Genomic DNA, 19,098 nt, shown 5'->3' with positions numbered 1-19,098 from the left:
GAAGGCCGTTGGCGGGCCGAGCGCGACGCGCTTGACATCGGGAGCGTCAACCATCATGGACAAGCGGGACAACTGGGATGATCGGCGCATGACGCGAACCGACGGGTATCTCCTCGACAACCGGCAGACCGAGGCGGGGCAGCGTTTCGACGCCCTCGCCGCTCTCTTCGACCCCACGACGTTCCGGCACATCGAACGGTTCGGCATCGGATCCGGCTGGCGCTGCTGGGAGGTCGGCGCGGGCGGCACGTCCGTGGTGTCCTGGCTCGCCAAGAAGGTCGGCCCCACCGGCAAGGTCGTCGCGACCGACATCGACACCTCCTGGGCCACCTCGGCCGTCCGCCCGCCCATCGAACTGCGCGTCCATGACGTGGGTGTGGACGAACCGCCGGGGGAGGGCTTCGACCTCGTGCACGCCCGGCTCGTCCTGGTCCATGTGGCGGACAGGGAGCGGGCGTTGCACTCGATGATCAGAGCGCTGCGCCCCGGCGGACGGCTCCTGGTCGAGGACGCCGACCCGGCGCTCCAGCCACTGGCCTGCCCCGACGAGCGCGGCCCCGAACAGCAGTTGGCCAACCGGCTGCGCCACGGGTTCCGTGAGCTGCTCACCGAGCACGGCGCCGACCTCGCGTACGGGCGCCGGCTTCCGCGTCTGCTCCGCGAGGCCGGGCTGCGACAGGTCGAGGCCGACGGCTACTTCCCGATCACCTCGTCGGCCTGCGGCGCGCTGGAGTCCGCGACGATCCGTCAGGTCCGCGACCGGCTCGTCGCCGCGGGCCTCGCCACGGACCAGGACATCGACCGGCACCTCGCGAACGTGGCCGCGGGCGGGATGGACCTGGCCACGTCACCGCTGATCTCGGCGTGGGGGCGCAAGGTGTAGTGGTTCCTGGCGAGGGTGAAGGGCCCTGGGAGGGCCGGAGCGCTTGTGTCTCGCCGCCCCGATCGGCCCCGGACGCTCACGCCTCCGCAGCCGTCCCGGGGTGGATCGGGCGGCCCGAGGCGGCCTGGGCCGACCAGGGCCGGCCAATCGAGGCGGATCGGGGCGGCTGCCGAGGCCGGTCGGACGGCTACCGGGGTCGATCGAGGCCGGTCGGACGGCTACCGAGGTCGATCGAGGCGGGTCGGGGCGGCCGCGGACCCGGGAAGGCTACGCGTTCGTCGGCGGCCTCCCGCCCACCTGTTCCACCGCCCGCGCCCCGGCCCGGCACCCCTCCGCGGCGGCTTCCTCCGGTCGGGTGCCCGCGAGGAGCGCGGCCAGGAAGGCTCCGGTGAAGGCATCCCCGGCACCCGTGGTGTCGACCGGGGTCGCGGGCACCGCCGGAACCCGGGCCCGGACCTCCCCCGACCGGGCGACCAGGGCTCCGGCCCCGCCCTGTTTGACGACCACCAGCGGAACGTGGCGGCTCAACTTGGCCGCCGCGTCCGCCGGATCGGGCAGACCGGTCAGCAGACAGGCCTCGTCCCGGCTGGGCAGCAGGACGTCGACGCCCTCGGTGAGCGCGAGGAAGCGGTCCACCCCCAGTTCCGTGAGGAATCCCGCAGACGCCGGATCCACGCTCACCGGCACCCCACGCGCGCGTGCCGACTCCGCCGCCACCTGCACCAGCGCACGGCACGGCTCCGAGAAGAACAGATAGCCCGACAGGTGCAGCCGGGCCACACCCTCGAGCAGTGACTCCGACCAGTCGCCGGGTGTGAGCCGCAGGGACGCGCCGCTGTCCGTGAGGAAGGTGCGCTCCGCCGAAGCGCCCGTGTCCACCAGGCAGACCACCGTCCCGGTCGGCGCCTCGGGGTCGATGACCAGGAGGGGGCGCACTCCCGAAGTGGCCAGCTCGCGCTCGTGCCACGCGGCGGAGTCCATGCCCACCTTGCCGAGCAGCCGTACCTCCGTGCCGTCCCGGCGGGCCGCCCAGCACGCGACGTTGGCGCCCGCGCCGCCCGGCACCGTCCGGACGACGGCGGCCGTGTCGGTGCCGGACGCGAGTGGCCCACGGTGCCGAGCGACGACATCAGTGACGACGTCGCCGACGACCAGGAGAGCCCCGCCGGGAGCACTGCCGGGAGCCCCGCCGGGGCCGCTCGCCCCGGTCACGCGCCTGCCCAGGCCGTCGCGATCCGTCCCGCGAGCCGTACGTTGCCGCGTACCGCCGCCAGATTGGCGCTCAGCGACGCCCCTTCGGTGTGGCGCACCAGGTAGCCGAGGAGGAACGGTGTCACCGCCTGACCGCTCACGCCCTCCGCCTCGCACGCGTTCAGCGCGTCGGCGAGCACGCGCGCGTGGAGCTCGGGATCGAGCTGCTCCGCCTCCGGCACCGGGTTGGCGACGATCAGCGCCGACTCGGGCCCGTCGAGCGCGTCCTGCGCGCGCATGACGGCCGCGACCTCGCCGGGCGACTCAAGGGTCCAGTCCACCGGGTGACCCGAGTCGGACAGATAGAAGCCGGGGAAGTGCGTCGTCCCGTATCCGGCGACCGCGACCCCCAGCGTCTCCAGCCGTTGCAGGGTGGCCGGAACATCCAGGATCGACTTCACCCCCGCGCACACCACCGTGATCCGGGTGCGGGCCAGCAGCCCCAGATCGGCGGACTCGTCCTGCGTCACCGTCCACTCCCGGTGTACGCCGCCGAGCCCGCCCGTCGCGAACACCCGTACGCCCGCCTGCGCGGCCAGCAGCGCGGTCGCGGACACCGTGGTGGCCCCGCTGACCCCCGAGGCGACCGCGAGCGGCAGATCGCGATGCCCGAGCTTGCGGATGCCGTCCTCGTTGGCGACCCGCTCCAGCTGCTCCTTGTCGAGACCCACGCGGGGCTGCCCGTCGAGCACGGCGATCGTCGCGGGAACGGCACCCTCCTGGCGTACGGCGTCCTCCAGCTCCAGTGCCACCTGGAGATTGCGCGGACGCGGCAGCCCGTGCGCGATGATCGTGGACTCCAGTGCCACCACGGGCCGCCCCGCGGCGAGCGCCTCCCGTACCTCTTCGGAAACCACCAGCACGCGCGTGCCTCCTGTCTGTCGGTTCTCCCCTCATCCCTGGCGGGCGACGCGCCCGGCCAAACCCTTGCGACCAGCACAACGGGGCAGCAGCCTGAGGCCATGACGGACAACTCGACACGTCTCGACCATGTCGTCCTCTGGGTGAGCGACCCCGTGGCCTCGGCCGACTTCTACGAGAAGGCGCTGGGCCTTGAGCCCATCAGGGTCACCGAGTACGCAGCGGGGAAGGTGGCCTTCCCCTCCGTACGCCTCAACGAGGAGACCATCTTCGACCTCGCGCCCCTGACGATGGCCCCCCGCATGGACGTCGTCCCCGGCGCGGCCGCAAGCGCGGGCCACCCGGTCAACCACGTATGCCTGTCCCTTCCGGGCGGCGACTTCGACGCACTCCGCGCCCGTCTGGAGGAGCGTGCCGTCCCGCTCTCGGATTTCACCCACGACGCGTACGGCGCCCTCGGAAAGGCCACACGGAGCTTCTATTTCCGGGACCCGGACGGCAACGTCTTCGAGGCGCGGCACTACGACTAGCTCCCAGCACGGGCAAGGGTGTCCACGCGCGCGTGGACACCCTTTTGGCCTTCGGTGCTCAGACAGGCCTCGCTCCGTTCAGTGCCCCGTGCGGATCGAGGACGTACTTGCGGCTGGCGCCCTGATCGAACTCGGCGTAGCCGCGCGGAGCGTCCTCCAGGCCGATCACCGTCGCGTTGACGGCCTTGGCGATGTGCACCCGCTCGTGAAGGATCGCCTTCATCAGCCCCCGGTGGTACTGCATCACCGGACACTGACCGGTCGTGAAGCGGTGGCTCTTCGCCCACCCCAGACCGAGCCGCACCTTCAGTGTCCCGGTCCGCGCGTCCTGGTCGATCCCGCCGGGGTCGTCCGTGACGTACAGGCCCGGAATGCCGAGCGCGCCACCCGCGCGCGTGATGCCCATCAGCGAGTTGAGGACCGTGGCGGGTGCCTCCGGGGCGTCGGGACCGTGGGCCCGCGCCTCGAAACCGACGGCGTCGACGGCCACGTCCACCTCCGGCTCACCCAGGAGCTGGTCGATCTGCTCGCCCACGTCGCCCTGGCTCACGTCGACCGTCTCGCAGCCGAAACTCCTGGCCTGCGCGAGACGTTCGGCGTTCAGATCGCCGACGATGACCACGGCGGCGCCCAGCAGCTGCGCCGACGCCGCGGCCGCGAGACCGACCGGCCCCGCCCCGGCCACGTACACCGTCGAGCCGACCCCGGCGCCCGCGGTCACCGCGCCGTGGAACCCGGTCGGGAAGATGTCCGACAGCATGGTCAGATCGAGGAGCTTCTCGCGCGCCTGGTCCCGGTCCGGGAACCGCAGCAGGTTGAAGTCCGCGTACGGGACCATGGCGTACTCCGCCTGGCCGCCGACCCAGCCGCCCATGTCGACATAGCCGTAGGCCGCCCCGGGGCGGGCCGGGTTGACGTTCAGACAGATGCCGGTCTTGCGTTCCTTGCAGTTGCGGCACCGTCCGCATGCGATGTTGAACGGCACCGAGACGATGTCCCCGACGTCGACGAACTCGACGTCCGGGCCTCGCTCCACGACCTCCCCGGTGATCTCGTGCCCGAGGACGAGCCCCTCGGGCGCTGTCGTCCGGCCGCGCACCATGTGCTGGTCGCTGCCGCAGATGTTGCTGGCGAGCACCTTGAGGATGACTCCGTGCCGGCACTTGCGGCCGATGTTCGCGGACGCCACCCCTGGCCCGTCCTGCAGTTCGAGCGTCGGGTAGTCGATGGTCCTGACTTCCACCGCGCCCGGCTTGAGATACGCGACTGCCCTGTTCCCGCTCATACGTGATCGCCGTCCCTTCGGCCCCCGTGACTTCGGATGCCAGTGGCTGTGCGCATGGCGGAGTCTGCTACCGCCGCACCGTTCCGGCCAGCCTTCGCGCGGCTCTCCGTGCGTACGTCACGAAGTGGCGGGCCGGCCCCGGGTGAACAGCGCCAGAGCACCGAGCACGGCCGTCCCCGTGACCGTCGCGGTGGGCGCCAGTCCGGCCGGCGACTCGGTGCCGGCGACCTCCTGGGCCAGTACGACCGCGAGCGCGATACCCGTGGCCACACCGAGCCCGCCGAGGATCTGACTGGCGACGAGAACGGCGGATATCCGGCGCCGCAGCGCCGGCAGAGCCTCCGCGTCGACAGGCCCGGCGACCGGTCGCTCGACGGCCGTCACCGGCAGCGTCCCACGGCACTACAACTGGAGGCGCCTACCCTGCCCGCCGCCGCGAACGGCACCGTTTCGGACACATCCCCGCGCGCGATCGACGTGGTCACCGGCGCATCCTCCCCCTGGTCCCGAGCTCAGAACAGCGGCTCCGGCAGCACTCCCTCCAGCGCCAGCAGTTTCCGCTTGGTCTCCAGGCCGCCCCCGAATCCGCCGATCCCGCCGTCACTCTCCACCACCCGGTGGCACGGCACGACGACCGGCAGCGGATTGGCGCCCATGGCCATGCCCACCGCCTGGGCCGCCCCCGGCTGGCCGACCCGCCGGGCCAGATCGCCGTACCCCACCACAGCTCCGTACGGAACGCCGGACGCCAGCTCGCGCAGCACCTGGCGGTTGAACCCGGAGATCAGGGACCAGTCCAGCGGCAGCTCGAAGTCCTTGCGCTCGCCCGCGAAGTACGCCCTGATCTGACGTATCGCCTCGGCCAGGAGCGGGGACTCCGGTGCCTCGACGGGCTCGGTGCCGAACCGGGATCCGATCCGGTCGAGCGCCTTGTCGCGCACCGCGTCCGTGGCGTGGAAACCGACGCTGACCAGGCCTTCGCCGGTCGCGGCCAGCATCAGCGGACCGATGTCGCTGTCGACGACGGCCCACACCACTCGCTGCTCGTTCTGCCCATGGCTGTCCATGCGCTCCACGGTACGGCGCACCACTGACAACGCCGGTGGCACGGACGCTTGCGAGCGTCCGTGCCACCGGCGAGAGATTGTGAAGGCGGGCTCAGCCCTCGTTCAGCGTCTCCTGCACCAGGTCCGGCTTGTTCGTGATGATGCCGTCCACGCCGAAGCCCGCGACGCGCCGCGTGTCCGCCGCGGTGTCGACGGTCCAGGTAGAGATCTCCAGCGGCTTGCCGTGCGGTCCTTCGAGCGCGTGGATCGCGGCGACATAGCTGAGGGAGATCGTCGTGTGCGACGAGTTGATCTGGTCGGCGAACCGCGCGTACGCGGGCAGCTCCGCGACCGACGGCGTACCCAGGAAGCCGGTCTTGACGTCGGGCCGCAGCGCGTGCACGGCCCGAAGGCTGTCCGCGCTGAAACTCTGTACGACCAGCTTGCTCCGAACGTGTGCCGGCCCCAGCCAGCCCTCGTTGCTGAGGACCTTGAGGGTCTCCCGCTCGATGCCCGGGTAGAGCGCGGGATTCTTGATCTCCAGGACGAGCTTCTGGTGATTCCGTGAAACCCGGTTCATGTACTGCTTCAGGGTCGGTACGCGGGCGCCCGCGTACCGGGGGCTGAACCAGCTGCCCGCGTCCAGCTGCGCGATCTCCGCGGCCGTGAAGTCCTTGACCTTCCACGGGGCCCGCCCGGGGAAGACCTCCTCGACGTTGGTCGTGCGGGTCAGGCTGTCGTCGTGGATCACCACGAGCCGGCCGTCCTTGGTGCGCTGGACGTCGTTCTCGACCCAGCGGAACCCGAGGTCGTCCGCCTTGTCGATGGCGGCCAGGGTGTTCTCCGGGGCGTAGGCCGAGGCGCCGCGGTGGGCGATCACCTGAGTCCGGTCGGTGTCCGGCGCGGCATGGGCGGTGGTTGCGGGGAGAACAACGACAGCGGCTCCCAGGAGCGCGGTGGTCGTGGCGGCGGCAGCGCGCGCATGCATGCGTACTCCTTGCGTCTGTGTTCACGGACCGTCCTAGAGTGACAGCAGAGGGTCAACAGCAGGGGGGTGCAGGATGGCCACAGATTGAATGGAGTTGCCCATGTCCGATCACGCGTGCCGCACAAGTGGGGCAAGGCCGTGATTCTTTGCCGGAAAATCGTTCGAGCGTTCCGGGGCGAGTCATACTCTCTGCGTCAACCCTGACCGCCGTGGCGGTCCTGGGACGGGGGCATCTCACGAATTTCCGGGACTCAACAGGGCGGAAGGGCAACCGCGCATGCAGGGCACGGTCGACGGATTCAGCTACGGACTCGTCACGCCGCTGGTGGCGTACCTGATGGCCTGCCTCGGTGGAGCGCTGGGCCTGCGCTGCACCACGAGATCGATGCTCGTCACCCGATCCTGGCGGCCGGGCTGGCTCGCCCTCGGTTCGGCGGCGATCGGTTCCGGCATATGGACCATGCACTTCATCGCGATGATGGGCTTCTCGGTTCAGGAAACCCCGGTCCGCTACGACAAACTGACGACGTTCGCGAGCCTCGGCGTCGCGATCGTCATGGTCGGCATCGGCATCTTCATCGTCGGCTACAAGGGAGCTTCCGGAACGGCCCTGTTCACCGGGGGCACCATCACCGGCCTCGGCATCGCCTCGATGCACTACCTGGGTATGGCCGGAATGCGACTCAACGGGAAGCTGGAGTACAACACCTTCACCGTTTCCGCCTCGGTCGTCATAGCCGTCGTCGCCGCGATCGCGGCCCTGTGGGCGGCGGGTCAGGTCCGCGGCTTCATGTGGAGCGTGGGCGCGAGCCTCGTCATGGGTCTCGCCGTCAGCGGCATGCACTACACCGGCATGGCCGCCCTCAACGTCCATCTGCACGGCTCCGCCAGCACCCCGGCGGGGGACTCGCCCGCGACCCTGCTGGCCCCCTTGATGATCGGCCCGCTGGCCTTCCTGCTGCTGGCCGGCGTCGTCGTGATGTTCGACCCGCTGATGGTCATGGGCAAGCCCGACTGGAGCCCCGCCGAGCAGAAGCCCGGCATCCCGGCCCACACCGTCCGCCACACCGGCCGCCGGGCCATACCCGGCCAGCGCCGGAGCTCCAGGCGCCCCGGTTCCCGCACCCCGCAGAACTGGTGACGCGACCCCGTTGTCAGTGCGGGGTCGTACGGTGGAACCCATGCGGCCCGTAACAAAGATCGAACGCACGGTGGCGCCCTTCGAGGTCGTCAGCCCCTACCAGCCCAGCGGCGACCAGCCCGCTGCCATCGCCGACCTCGAGCGGCGTATCCGCGCAGGTGAGAAGGACGTGGTCCTTCTCGGCGCGACCGGCACCGGCAAGTCCGCCACCACCGCGTGGATGATCGAGAAGCTCCAGCGCCCCACCCTCGTGATGGCGCCGAACAAGACGCTGGCCGCCCAGCTGGCCAACGAGTTCCGCGAGCTGCTGCCGAACAACGCCGTCGAGTACTTCGTCTCGTACTACGACTACTACCAGCCCGAGGCGTACGTCCCGCAGTCGGACACCTACATCGAGAAGGACTCCTCGGTCAACGAGGAGGTGGAGCGCCTGCGCCACTCCGCGACCAACTCGCTGCTCACCCGCCGGGACGTCGTCGTGGTCGCCTCGGTCTCCTGCATCTACGGCCTGGGCACGCCGCAGGAGTACGTGGACCGCATGGTCAACCTCAAGATCGGCGACGAGATCGACCGGGACGACCTCCTGCGCCGCTTCGTCGACATCCAGTACACGCGCAACGACCTGGCCTTCACCCGCGGCACGTTCCGCGTCCGCGGCGACACCATCGAGATCTTCCCGGTCTACGAAGAGCTGGCCGTCCGCATCGAGATGTTCGGCGACGAGATCGAGGCCCTCTCCACGCTGCACCCGCTCACCGGCGAGATCATCAGCGACGACCAGCAGCTGTACGTCTTCCCGGCCTCCCACTACGTCGCGGGGCCCGAGCGCCTGGAGCGCGCCGCCAACGACATCGAGAAGGAACTGGGCGAGCGTCTCTCGGAGCTGGAGAAGCAGGGCAAGCTCCTGGAGGCCCAGCGGCTGCGGATGCGCACGACGTACGACCTCGAAATGCTCCGCCAGATCGGCTCCTGCTCGGGCGTCGAGAACTACTCGATGCACTTCGACGGCCGCGATCCCGGCTCCCCGCCGAACACGCTGATCGACTACTTCCCTGACGACTTCCTGCTCGTCATCGACGAGTCGCACGTCACGGTCCCGCAGATCGGCGCGATGTACGAGGGCGACGCCTCCCGCAAGCGCACCCTCGTCGACCACGGCTTCCGGCTGCCGTCCGCCCTGGACAACCGCCCCCTGAAGTGGGAGGAGTTCCAGGAGCGCATCGGCCAGGCCGTCTACCTGTCGGCGACACCGGGCAAGTACGAGCTCTCGCGAGGCGACGGCTTCGTCGAGCAGATCATCCGCCCCACCGGCCTCATCGACCCCGAGGTCGTCGTCAAGCCCACCGAGGGGCAGATCGACGACCTGGTGCACGAGATCCGCAAGCGCACCGAGAAGGACGAGCGCGTCCTGGTCACCACCCTCACCAAGAAGATGGCCGAGGACCTCACCGACTACTTCCTCGAACTGGGCATCCAGGTCCGCTATCTGCACAGCGACGTCGACACCCTTCGGCGCGTCGAACTGCTGCGCGAGCTGCGGGCCGGCGAGTTCGACGTCCTCGTCGGCATCAACCTCCTCAGGGAGGGCCTCGACCTGCCCGAGGTCTCCCTGGTGTCGATCCTCGACGCCGACAAGGAGGGCTTCCTGCGCTCCGGCACGTCCCTGATCCAGACCATCGGCCGTGCCGCGCGCAACGTGTCCGGTCAGGTCCACATGTACGCCGACAAGATCACCCCGGCGATGGAGAAGGCCATCGAGGAGACCAACCGCCGCCGGGAGAAGCAGGTCGCGTACAACACGGAGAGGGGCATCGACCCGCAGCCCCTCCGCAAGAAGATCAACGACATCGTGGCGCAGATCGCCCGCGAGGACGTCGACACGGAACAGCTGCTCGGCTCGGGCTACCGCAAGTCGTCGGACGGCAAGGGCGCCAAGGCACCCGTGCCCGCGCTCGGCGGGAAGGCCGCCAAGGGAGCCAAGTCCGCCAAGGGCAAGGCCAAGGAGACCGTCCCGACCGACCGGCCCGCGGCGGAACTCGCCGAGCAGATCGAGGAGATGACGCAGCGGATGCGCGCGGCCGCCGCGAACCTGCAGTTCGAGATCGCCGCGAGGCTGCGTGACGAGGTCTCGGAGATGAAGAAGGAGCTGCGACAGATGAAGGAAGCCGGCATCGCCTGACACCCGGAGTGGCGCGCTGTGTTGCAAGACCGACACAAAGTGTGCACCAGGGTTCGGCGCTGTCAGTGGCTCTGCGTAGGGTTGCTGGTCAACCGCAGGACTCTGCGGCAACAGGGGACAGTTCGAGAGGGGAACAGCGCGTGACGGTCAACATGACCAAGGGTCAGGCCATCAGTCTGCAGAAGAACGACGGAGGCACGCTGACCGCGGTCCGCATGGGGCTCGGCTGGCAGGCCGCCCCGCGACGTGGCCTGTTCGGCTCTCGCACCCGTGAGATCGACCTCGACGCGTCCGCCGTGCTGTTCGCGGACAAGCAGCCGGTCGACGTGGTGTTCTTCCGCCACCTCGTCAGCGACGACGGCTCCGTGCGCCACACCGGTGACAACCTCGTCGGCGGCGTGGGCCAGGGCGGCGACGACGAGGCGATCCTCGTCGACCTCGCGCGCATCCCGGTCCACATCGACCAGATCGTCTTCACCGTGAACTCGTTCACGGGCCAGACCTTCCAGGAGGTGCAGGACGCGTTCTGCCGCCTGGTCGACGAGACCAACGGCCAGGAGCTGGCCCGCTACACCCTGGCCGGCGGCGGCCAGTACACGGCGCAGATCTTGGCGAAGGTCCACCGCGCGGGCACGGGCTGGCAGATGACCGCTCTCGGCACGCCGGCCAACGGCCGCACCTTCCAGGACCTGATGCCGGCGATCCTGCCGCACCTGTAGGCAACCCGGCACCCGGCGTACGAGTACATAGGGGGAACGAAGGCGATGACGGCTGAGCTGGTCCGGGGGCAGAACCACCCGCTGCCCCAGGCCCGACTTGAGATCCGGGTGTCGGCCGGAAAACCGATCGTGGCCGGGGCCACGCTCAGCGACGAACAGGGCACGGTGCACGGCGTCGAGTGGGTGGCCCACCCGGGCTCACCCACTCTGCCCGGCCTGGAGGTCTCCAAGCAGGCGGCGGCGGACCACCGCCTCGCGTGCGACCTGGACGCCCTGCCCGAGTCCGTGCACCGGGTCAGCGTGCTGCTCGCGCTGCCGTCCGGAGGCAGCGGGCCGGTCAGGTTCGGCTCCGTCGCCGCGCCCTTCATCGCGGTCACCGGACTCGACGGCTCCGAGGTCGCCAGCTACACGATCACGGGGCTTGACGCGGAGTCGGCCGTCGTCGCACTCGAGCTCTATCGCAGGCAGGGCGCCTGGAAGGTCCGCGCCGTGGGCCAGGGATACGCGGGCGGCCTCGCCGAACTCCTCGCCGACCAAGGTCTGCCCCAGGCCCACCAGCTCGCGGGCAGCATCAACGAAGCGGTCGCCCAGGGCCTCGCCCGTTCGGTGGCCGCGCCCCCGCCGCGCACATCGGAGGGCGACCGCTCGCGGCACGCCGCGACCCCGGCGCTCGGCGGCCAGAACCAGGGCGGAGCCACGCCCCAGGGCGCCCCCGGCCACGTACCACCGCAGCACGGACACCCGGGCGCGCAGGGACACACGGCGTCCGGAGCTGCTGGCCACGCGACGCCGCAGGGCGGCCACCCCGTGGGGCCCGGACAGCCGGACCCGTCCGCCGTCACCCAGCCCGCCGGTCCCGGAGCCGGCGGACCCGTCAACTACAGCCACCCGGGACGGCAGGCCGCCGCGCCTCCGCCGCCCCCGCCGACAGCGCCCCCGGCCCGGCCGGGACAGCCCGCGCAGCCCGTCGCGGGCGACGCGACCGGCTGGTCCATGGAGGAGCGCCTGTACAACCAGGTGTGGGGCATGTTCGAGGACCTGGCCCGCGCCACGGCCGCGTACCGCAGCGCGGTCGACTTCGCCGAGTCGCGCATGGAGCAGGAGCTGGACAAGGTCCTGTCCGACCCGCGCAGCCGCATCGGCGGACAGGGTGACGCGGCGCGTGAGGCCGCCCGCGCCAAGCACTCCCAGTTGATCGACCGGGCCAGGGAGGCCCTCGACCGCGACCTCGCCCAGCTCACCGCCGAGGCAGAGGTCGTCGAGCCCGCGCTGCCTCCCGCCTTCGCCCGCTGGGACAACCCCGTCTGGCAGGGCTACCGGGTCCCGATGGAGATTCCCATGGCCCTGCGCCTGGGCGACCTCCACCTGCCCGAGAGCGCGGGCCTGAGCATTCCGATGCTGGTGCGGCTGCCGCTGGAGCGCGGTCTGTGGATAGACAGCGGACGCGCCGGATCCTTCGACGGTTCGATCGCCGACTCCGACGACCTGCGCCGCCTCGGCATGGACACGGCGGTGGCGATCGCGGCCCGGCTCCTCGCCGTCTACCCGGCGGGCGAGTACACACTGCATGTCATCGACCCGGCGGGCTCCGGCACCTCGTCCCTCGCGCCTCTCGTGCAGACCGGCGTGCTCGACGGCCCGCCCGCCGCAGGAGCCGCCGGGGTGACCGACGTCCTGGCCCGGCTCACGCAGCGCGTCGACCTCGTACAGATGGCGATTCGCGGCGGTGCGGCGGACTCCCTGCCGCCGGGCCTCGACACGGCCGAGCAACTGCTGATCGTCAACGACTTCCCGCACGGCTTCGACGACCGTGCCGTGACCCAGCTGCGCTATCTCGCGGACGAGGGCCCGGCCGTCGGCGTCCACCTCATGCTGGTCGCCGACCGGGAGGACGCCACCGCCTACGGACCGCTGCTCGACCCGCTGTGGCGCTCGCTGCTGCGGCTCACGCCCACGCCCGACGACCACCTCGCCGACCCGTGGGTCGGGCATGCGTGGACCTACGATCCCTCGCGCGTCCCCCCGGGCAGCCAGGTGCTCCAGCACGTCCTCACCCAGGTCGCGGCGGCCCGCCGTTCCTGGAACCGCTGAGGCTCCGCGCACCCTTTACCAAGAGTTCTTCAAGTCGCCTGACCAGCACTTTTGGTTCTTCTTTTACTAATCTCTTTACCTTTCCTTGGTGATTGGGGTACTGTCGTCCGTGCGGAGGGGAGTACTCCCTACCTACTGCGGCGTACCCGTCAATACGGATCTGGTTCAGATCCCGGGGCGCCGGCCCGAGTGCACCGGGCGCATCGCGCGCCCCACCTGCATCGGGTGGAAGAGACCTCCGGCAGCGACGACGCTGACACTTGCCGTTACGTACTGCCGGAGGCGCAGTGGATGTTTCCGTGACCCTTTGGGTCCTGACGATCGTGGGCCTTGCCGCCCTCATCGCGGTCGATTTCTTCATCGGCCGCAAGCCGCACGACGTGTCGATCAAGGAAGCCGGAATCTGGACGGTCGTCTGGATCGTCCTGGCCGCGCTGTTCGGGCTCGGACTGCTCGTCTTCTCCGGGGGGCAGCCCTCCGGAGAGTTCTTCGCCGGCTTCATCACCGAGAAGTCGCTGAGCGTCGACAACCTCTTCGTCTTCGTCCTGATCATGGCGAAGTTCTCCGTGCCCACGCAGTACCAGCAGCGGGTGCTGCTGGTCGGTGTGCTCATAGCGCTCGTCCTGCGCGCGATATTCATCGCCGCTGGTGCCGCGATCCTCGCGAGCTTCGCGTGGGTGTTCTACATCTTCGGCGCGTTCCTCATCTACACCGCCTGGAAGCTGATCCAGGAGGCCCGCGCCGACGACGAGGACGAGGAGTTCGAGGAGAACCGGCTGCTCAAGGCCGCCGAGAAGCGCTTCGGAGTCGCCGACCGCTACCACGGCACCAAGCTGTGGATCCAGCAGAACGGCAAGCGGGTCATGACACCGATGCTGGTCGTCATGCTGGCGATCGGCACCACCGACGTGCTCTTCGCGCTCGACTCGATCCCGGCGATCTTCGGCCTGACGCAGGACCCGTACATCGTCTTCACGGCCAACGCGTTCGCGCTGATGGGTCTGCGGCAGCTGTACTTCCTGATCGGCGGACTGCTCAAGAAGCTGGTCCACCTCAGCTACGGCCTGTCGGTCATCCTCGGGTTCATCGGCGTCAAGCTCGTGCTGCACGCGCTGCACGAGTCCGGCGTCCATGTCCCGGAGATCTCCATCCCGGTCTCGCTGGGCGTGATCTGCGCGGTCCTGGTGGTCACCACGATCACCAGCCTCATGGCCTCCAAGAAGCAGGCGGCGGCCGAGGCGGCGCAGAAGGACGACGAAGGCGCTCCGAAGGACAGCATCGAGGCCTGACCACGTCGGACGTAGAAACAACCAGCACCGGGAGCGGCCCGCGGCGAATTGCCGACCACCGCTCCCGGTGCTTGCTTGTTTCATGAGCGCGTTTCCCGGCCCGGGGACGCCGTGGCCGGATGGAGACACCGATGAAGTTCGTGCAGATCATCGACTTCGAGACCGAGCGCCTGGAAGAGATGCAGCAGCTGCTCCAGGAAGCCGGGGAGCGCAACGCGGGCAAGCCGGGTGGGCCCACGTACCGCGTGCTCCTGCAGGACCGTGACAACCCCCGTCGCTATCTGGCCCTGATCGAGTTCGACTCGTACGAGGAGGCCATGAGCAACAGCGACGCCCCCGAGACGGCCAAGCTGGCGGAGCAACTGGGCGCGCTGTGCGTCGGCGAGCGCGTCTACACCAACTGCGACGTGCGGGAAATGGGCCCGCTCAAGTAGCCCATGCGGACCGTGAACGGGGCCCGCGCGACCGGAGTGCGGGGCCCGTTCACCTCTGCGACGATCGCTGCATGATCGCTCGGCTCCGGTCACTCGTGACGCAGTGGACGGCCGTCGTGCCCGCGCTGGCGGTCGTTCTGCTGGCCTTCACCTGGGGCCGCGATCTGCCCGGCGCCGTCGTCGCCGTGGTGACGCTGGTACTGGCCGGGGCCGTGCTGGCCGCCGTCCACCACGCCGAGGTGGTCGCGCACCGGGTCGGCGAGCCCTTCGGCTCACTGGTCCTCGCGGTCGCCGTCACGATCATCGAGGTCGCGCTGATCGTCACCCTGATGGCGGACGGCGGCGACAAGAGCTCCACGCTCGCCCGCGACACCGTCTTCGCGGCCGTGATGATCACGTGCAACGGCATCGTCGGCCTGAGCCTGCTCGTCGCCTCATTGCGGCACGGGCTCGCCGTCTTCAACGCGGAGGGCACCGGCGCCGCCCTCGCGACCGTTGCGACGCTGTCCACGCTCAGCCTGGTGCTGCCGACCTTCACCACCAGCAAGCCGGGCCCCGAGTTCTCCTCGGCCCAGCTCACCTTCGCCGCCCTCTCCTCGCTCGTCCTCTACGGCCTGTTCGTGGCGACCCAGACCGTGCGGCACCGCGACTACTTCCTGCCCATCACCCGGCAGGGCGAGGTGATCGACGCGGACGACCACGCCGACGCCCCGTCCTCCAGAAGCGCGGGCATCAGCCTGGGATTCCTGGGACTGGCCCTCGTCGGCGTGGTCGGTCTGGCGAAGGGCGTGTCGCCCACCATCGAGTCCGGAGTGGAGGCGGCCGGGATGCCGCACTCCGTGGTCGGCGTGATCATCGCCCTGCTCGTCCTGCTCCCCGAGACGATCGCCGCACTGCGTTCCGCCCGCCGCGACCGGGTGCAGACCAGCCTGAACCTCGCCCTCGGCTCGGCGATGGCCAGCATCGGCCTCACCATCCCCGCCGTGGCCGTCGCCTCCATCTGGCTCTCCGGCCCGCTCGTCCTCGGCCTTGGCGCCACCCACATGGTCCTGCTCGCCCTGACCGTGGTGGTCAGCTCCCTCACCGTGGTCCCCGGCCGAGCCACCCCACTCCAGGGCGGCGTCCACCTGGTCCTGTTCGCGGCGTACTTGGAACTCGCGATCAACCCGTAGGCAGCATTTCCGAAGGCGCCGGGCCAGGGCCCCGAAGGGGCGCGGGGAACTGCGCGATCAGCTACAGACGGCCCGCAGTCGCCACTCAACCTGTTCTTCGAGCTCTTGGGCGTATCAGTGAACCCAGCGAGGGTTCACCCCGTGGCCGGCTCCGGCGCCACAACAGCCACCGGCCGAGTCTCCGGCAGCAACGCGAAGCACCCCAGACTGAGCAGCGCGATGCCCGTCAGATAGGCGGCCACACCCCAGGGAACCCGCCCGCTCTGCTCGGCGACCGCCGTGGCCACGATCGGCGTGAGCGCACCGCCGAGCACGCCGCCCAGGTTGTAGCCCACGGCCGCACCGGTGCACCGCACCCGCGGCTCGTACAGCTCCGGCAGATACGCGGCGATCACGCCGAACATCGTCACGAACGCGATCAGCGCGACCAGGAAACCGAGGAACATCAGCAGCGGCTCGCCGGTCGACAGCAGCGCGATCATCGGGAACATCCACAGGGCGCTGGCCGCGCAGCCCGCAAGGCACAGCGGCCGCCGCCCGTGGCGGTCGCCGAGAATCGCCACCAAAGGAGTCAGCGCCCCCTTCACCACGACGGCCGCCATGATGCAGGCCAGCATGACCGTACGGCTTACCCCGAGCCGCTCGGTCGCGTAGGCGAGGGACCAGGTCGTCACCGCGTAGAACACGGCGTATCCGATCGCGAGCGCCCCCGCCGTCAGCAGGACGAGCCGCCAGTGCTCGCGTACGACCTCGACGAGCGGCACGCGCGCGTGCTCGCGCAGTTCGAGGAACTGGGGGCTCTCCGTCAGGGAGGAGCGCAGCCACAGCCCGGCCGCCGCGAGCACGCCCGCCGCCCAGAACGGCACCCGCCACCCCCAGCTCGCGAACTGCGCCTCGGAGAGCGTCGCCGACAGGACCAGCATCACCCCGTTGGCGAGGACGAACCCCACCGCGGGCCCGATCTGCGGGAAGCTCGACCACAGCCCGCGCCGGTCGGGCGGAGCGTGTTCAGCGGTCAGCAGCACCGCCCCGCCCCACTCCCCGCCGAGCCCCAGCCCCTGCAGAAAACGCAGCACAAGGAGCAGCACGGGAGCGGCCGTACCGATGGAGTCGTACGTCGGTACGCAGCCGACCGCGACGGTCGCGGCGCCCGTCAGCAACAAGGAGATGACGAGAACGGGCCGTCGTCCGTGCCGGTCCCCGATGTGCCCGAACAGGACCGAGCCCAACGGCCGCGCCACGAACCCGACCCCGAACGTCCCGAAGGCCGCCAGCGTCCCCGCCACCGGAGAGAACGTGGGGAAGAACAGCGGGCCCAGGACGAGCGCGGCCGCCGTCCCGTAGACGAAGAAGTCGTAGAACTCGATGGCCGTCCCGGCGAGGGAGGCCGCCGCGAGCCGAGGCATGGAAGGGGGCTTTACTGTGCGTGCACGGTGCATGTCGCGTCAACTACCCACGGTCACCAAGGGTTACGGGGGCGCGTGGGGGCCCGGTGGCCTCAGTAGGTCACTGTGATGCGCCGGGCGGGACCGTCCACGCGGATCACTCCCCCGTAGGGGATGACGATCTGCGGGTCGGTGTGGCCGAGGTCCACATCGAAGACGATCGTGGTGTCGGGGGCGTACGCCCCCATGGCGCGCAGCACGGCCTCGCGCTGTTCCGCCGCGTAACGGGCGCCCTCCTCAGGGCTGTTGGGGCTTTCGAAGGACCACGTCTTCGCCCGGCCCATCAGCAGCGCGGAGAAACGCCGGAGCAGTCCGCGCTCGCCCATGTTCCGCAGGACGCGGAAGACCTCCTCGCCGCTCGGCAGTTCCTCCGAGGTCTCCAGGAAGAGCACGCCGCCGTCATGGACGGAGAGGTCGCGCGGGATCTCCCGGTCGGCCATCAGCAGCCAGGCCAGGATCTCCAGACAGCCGCCCCAACTGCGGCCCTCCACCACCCGGTCGGCGTTGACCCAGGTCCATCCGGCGCCGGGCCGGGTCTCCGGTTCCGACGCGAAGGTCGCCGGGTCCGCCCAGTCGCGGTCGACGTCGCGCCACCGCTCGGCCGGACGCAGTTCGTACTCGCCCGAGGTGAAGAGCGCCGCCCGCACGGATTCGGCGGTCAGCGGGTCCATGGCGCCGGGCCGGCCCAGCTCGCACATCACACTCGCGCCGTGGTAGCCGACGATCCCCGTGTTCCACAGGTGGGCGAGCAGATTCGTGTTGTCGCTGTACCCGAAGAACGGCTTCGGGTCGGCGCGGATCAACTCCCGGTCCAGCAGCGGCAGCACGGTGATCTGGTCGTCACCGCCGATCGACGCCATGACCGCCCTGACGTCCGGGTCGGCGAACGCCGCGTGGATGTCGTCGGCCCGCTCCCGGGGCGTCGAACCCATCCTCCGGGTCGCCGGATACTCGACCGGCTCCAGGCCGTACTCCTCGCGCAGCCGCTCCAGGCCCAACTCGTACGGGAGCGGAAGGATCCCCGGCAGCCCGGCGGACGGGGAGATCACGGCCACCCGGTCGCCGGGCACGGGTTTGGGCGGGTACGCGGGAGTCGTCATGCGAGGGAGGGTAGGGGCCGTCCCGGTGTCGGCGCACCGTGATAAACCGGGTCCGAGCAGCGGTCCCGAACGGGCCGAGCCATCCGACCGGACCGGAGGAACCGTGCCCCGCACCCTCGCCAACGCCCCGATCATGATTCTCAACGGCCCCAACCTGAACCTCCTCGGGCAGCGTCAGCCGGAGATCTACGGCTCCGACACCCTCGCCGACGTCGAGGCGATGTGCGCCAAGGCGGCGGCAGCGCACGGCGGCACGGTGGACTTCCGCCAGTCCAACCACGAGGGCGAGCTGGTCGACTGGATCCACGAGGCACGCCTCGGCCACTCCGGAATCGTGATCAACCCCGGCGCCTACTCACACACCTCCGTCGCGATCCTGGACGCCCTCAACACCTGCGACGGGCTGCCCGTGCTGGAGGTCCACATCTCCAACATCCACAAGCGCGAGGAGTTCCGCCACCACTCGTACGTCTCGCTCCGCGCCGACGGCGTGATCGCGGGCTGCGGAGTGCAGGGTTACGTGTTCGGCGTGGAGCGGGTCGCGGCACTGGCGGGAGCGGGGCGGACGGACGCCTGAGGGGCGGTGCCGGGCGGACGGCGGCCGATTGTCAGTGGCGGGTGCCACCATCGACGCATGACCTCGATCCAGGATCTCCGCACGCCGTCCACGTCCGCCCCGGGCCG

The 19,098-nt window shown here is 70.3% G+C and carries 17 protein-coding genes and 1 pseudogene; 10 read left to right on the top strand and 8 right to left on the bottom strand.

All coding sequences use genetic code 11. From position 1 onward, the window contains the following. Nucleotides 1-88 precede the first annotated feature (88 nt). Nucleotides 89-883: a methyltransferase domain-containing protein gene (locus ACFWXQ_RS26625; protein ID WP_383936172.1), complete on the top strand. Its 795-nt coding sequence runs from the start codon at nt 89-91 to the stop codon at nt 881-883. A 267-nt stretch (nt 884-1,150) separates the two neighbouring features. Here ACFWXQ_RS26625 and ACFWXQ_RS26620 read toward each other — a convergent pair whose 3' ends face one another. Both ACFWXQ_RS26620 and ACFWXQ_RS26615 read right to left on the bottom strand, forming a co-directional pair. After that, complete coding sequence (locus tag ACFWXQ_RS26620) at nt 1,151-2,095, bottom strand: carbohydrate kinase family protein (RefSeq protein WP_383936170.1); 945 nt, start codon at nt 2,093-2,095, stop codon at nt 1,151-1,153. Beyond that, on the bottom strand, nt 2,092-2,997 hold the full coding sequence (locus ACFWXQ_RS26615; RefSeq protein ID WP_383936169.1) for a pseudouridine-5'-phosphate glycosidase: 906 nt from the start codon (nt 2,995-2,997) through the stop codon (nt 2,092-2,094). Before ACFWXQ_RS26615 ends, ACFWXQ_RS26620 begins: the two co-directional genes overlap by 4 nt. A gap of 99 nt (nt 2,998-3,096) precedes the next feature. Between ACFWXQ_RS26615 and ACFWXQ_RS26610 the strand changes: the two genes are divergently transcribed. After that, nucleotides 3,097-3,525: a VOC family protein gene (locus ACFWXQ_RS26610; RefSeq protein WP_383936167.1), complete on the top strand. Its 429-nt coding sequence runs from the start codon at nt 3,097-3,099 to the stop codon at nt 3,523-3,525. Nucleotides 3,526-3,583: 58 nt separating this feature from the next. On the opposite strand, the gene fdhA is transcribed toward ACFWXQ_RS26610, so the two are convergent. The 4 genes and pseudogenes from fdhA to ACFWXQ_RS26590 form a co-directional block, all read right to left on the bottom strand. Then, nucleotides 3,584-4,810 carry a formaldehyde dehydrogenase, glutathione-independent gene (gene fdhA / locus ACFWXQ_RS26605; protein ID WP_386269325.1) on the bottom strand — a complete coding sequence of 409 codons (1,227 nt, stop codon included), beginning with the start codon at nt 4,808-4,810 and terminating at the stop codon, nt 3,584-3,586. 132 nt (nt 4,811-4,942) lie between these two features. After that, nucleotides 4,943-5,194: pseudogene (locus tag ACFWXQ_RS26600) on the bottom strand (MFS transporter); the annotation flags it as partial. A gap of 128 nt (nt 5,195-5,322) precedes the next feature. After that, nucleotides 5,323-5,877: a methylated-DNA--[protein]-cysteine S-methyltransferase gene (locus ACFWXQ_RS26595; protein WP_383936163.1), complete on the bottom strand. Its 555-nt coding sequence runs from the start codon at nt 5,875-5,877 to the stop codon at nt 5,323-5,325. 91 nt (nt 5,878-5,968) lie between these two features. Then, on the bottom strand, nt 5,969-6,844 hold the full coding sequence (locus tag ACFWXQ_RS26590) for a glycerophosphodiester phosphodiesterase (protein WP_383936162.1): 876 nt from the start codon (nt 6,842-6,844) through the stop codon (nt 5,969-5,971). Nucleotides 6,845-7,121: 277 nt separating this feature from the next. Between ACFWXQ_RS26590 and ACFWXQ_RS26585 the strand changes: the two genes are divergently transcribed. From ACFWXQ_RS26585 to ACFWXQ_RS26555, 7 genes are all read left to right on the top strand, one after another. Further along, on the top strand, nt 7,122-7,985 hold the full coding sequence (locus tag ACFWXQ_RS26585; RefSeq protein ID WP_383936160.1) for an MHYT domain-containing protein: 864 nt from the start codon (nt 7,122-7,124) through the stop codon (nt 7,983-7,985). Nucleotides 7,986-8,025: 40 nt separating this feature from the next. After that, nucleotides 8,026-10,164, top strand: coding sequence for an excinuclease ABC subunit UvrB (uvrB, locus tag ACFWXQ_RS26580; RefSeq protein ID WP_383936159.1), 2,139 nt, complete (start codon nt 8,026-8,028; stop codon nt 10,162-10,164). A 140-nt stretch (nt 10,165-10,304) separates the two neighbouring features. Next, a complete protein-coding gene (locus ACFWXQ_RS26575) occupies nt 10,305-10,883 on the top strand; it encodes a TerD family protein (protein ID WP_383936158.1) in 579 nt (192 codons plus the stop codon). Nucleotides 10,884-10,928: 45 nt separating this feature from the next. Continuing rightward, nucleotides 10,929-12,974 (top strand): TerD family protein, encoded by a 2,046-nt coding sequence (locus ACFWXQ_RS26570; RefSeq protein ID WP_383936156.1) that lies wholly within the window; start codon nt 10,929-10,931, stop codon nt 12,972-12,974. 287 nt (nt 12,975-13,261) lie between these two features. Continuing rightward, nucleotides 13,262-14,263: a TerC/Alx family metal homeostasis membrane protein gene (locus ACFWXQ_RS26565; RefSeq protein ID WP_383936154.1), complete on the top strand. Its 1,002-nt coding sequence runs from the start codon at nt 13,262-13,264 to the stop codon at nt 14,261-14,263. Between the two features lie 131 nt (nt 14,264-14,394). Beyond that, nucleotides 14,395-14,697, top strand: a complete 303-nt coding sequence (locus ACFWXQ_RS26560) for a hypothetical protein (RefSeq protein ID WP_383936152.1) — start codon at nt 14,395-14,397, stop codon at nt 14,695-14,697. 71 nt (nt 14,698-14,768) lie between these two features. Further along, complete coding sequence (locus tag ACFWXQ_RS26555; RefSeq protein WP_383936150.1) at nt 14,769-15,869, top strand: calcium:proton antiporter; 1,101 nt, start codon at nt 14,769-14,771, stop codon at nt 15,867-15,869. Nucleotides 15,870-16,003: 134 nt separating this feature from the next. Here the strand turns inward: ACFWXQ_RS26555 and ACFWXQ_RS26550 are convergent, their stop codons facing one another. Both ACFWXQ_RS26550 and ACFWXQ_RS26545 read right to left on the bottom strand, forming a co-directional pair. Then, on the bottom strand, nt 16,004-17,308 hold the full coding sequence (locus ACFWXQ_RS26550) for an MFS transporter (protein ID WP_383936148.1): 1,305 nt from the start codon (nt 17,306-17,308) through the stop codon (nt 16,004-16,006). A 59-nt stretch (nt 17,309-17,367) separates the two neighbouring features. Beyond that, nucleotides 17,368-18,414 (bottom strand): S66 peptidase family protein, encoded by a 1,047-nt coding sequence (locus tag ACFWXQ_RS26545; protein ID WP_383936146.1) that lies wholly within the window; start codon nt 18,412-18,414, stop codon nt 17,368-17,370. Nucleotides 18,415-18,517: 103 nt separating this feature from the next. On the opposite strand from ACFWXQ_RS26545, the gene aroQ reads away from it, so the two are divergent. After that, a complete protein-coding gene (gene aroQ, locus ACFWXQ_RS26540; protein ID WP_383936144.1) occupies nt 18,518-18,991 on the top strand; it encodes a type II 3-dehydroquinate dehydratase in 474 nt (157 codons plus the stop codon). Nucleotides 18,992-19,098 lie beyond the last annotated feature (107 nt).

The organism is Streptomyces sp. NPDC058697, from assembly GCF_042715345.1.
Classification (GTDB): domain Bacteria; phylum Actinomycetota; class Actinomycetes; order Streptomycetales; family Streptomycetaceae; genus Streptomyces; species Streptomyces liliifuscus.
The sequence above is the reverse complement of the archived record's forward strand: the minus strand, read 5'-3'. Positions and strand labels throughout refer to the sequence as shown.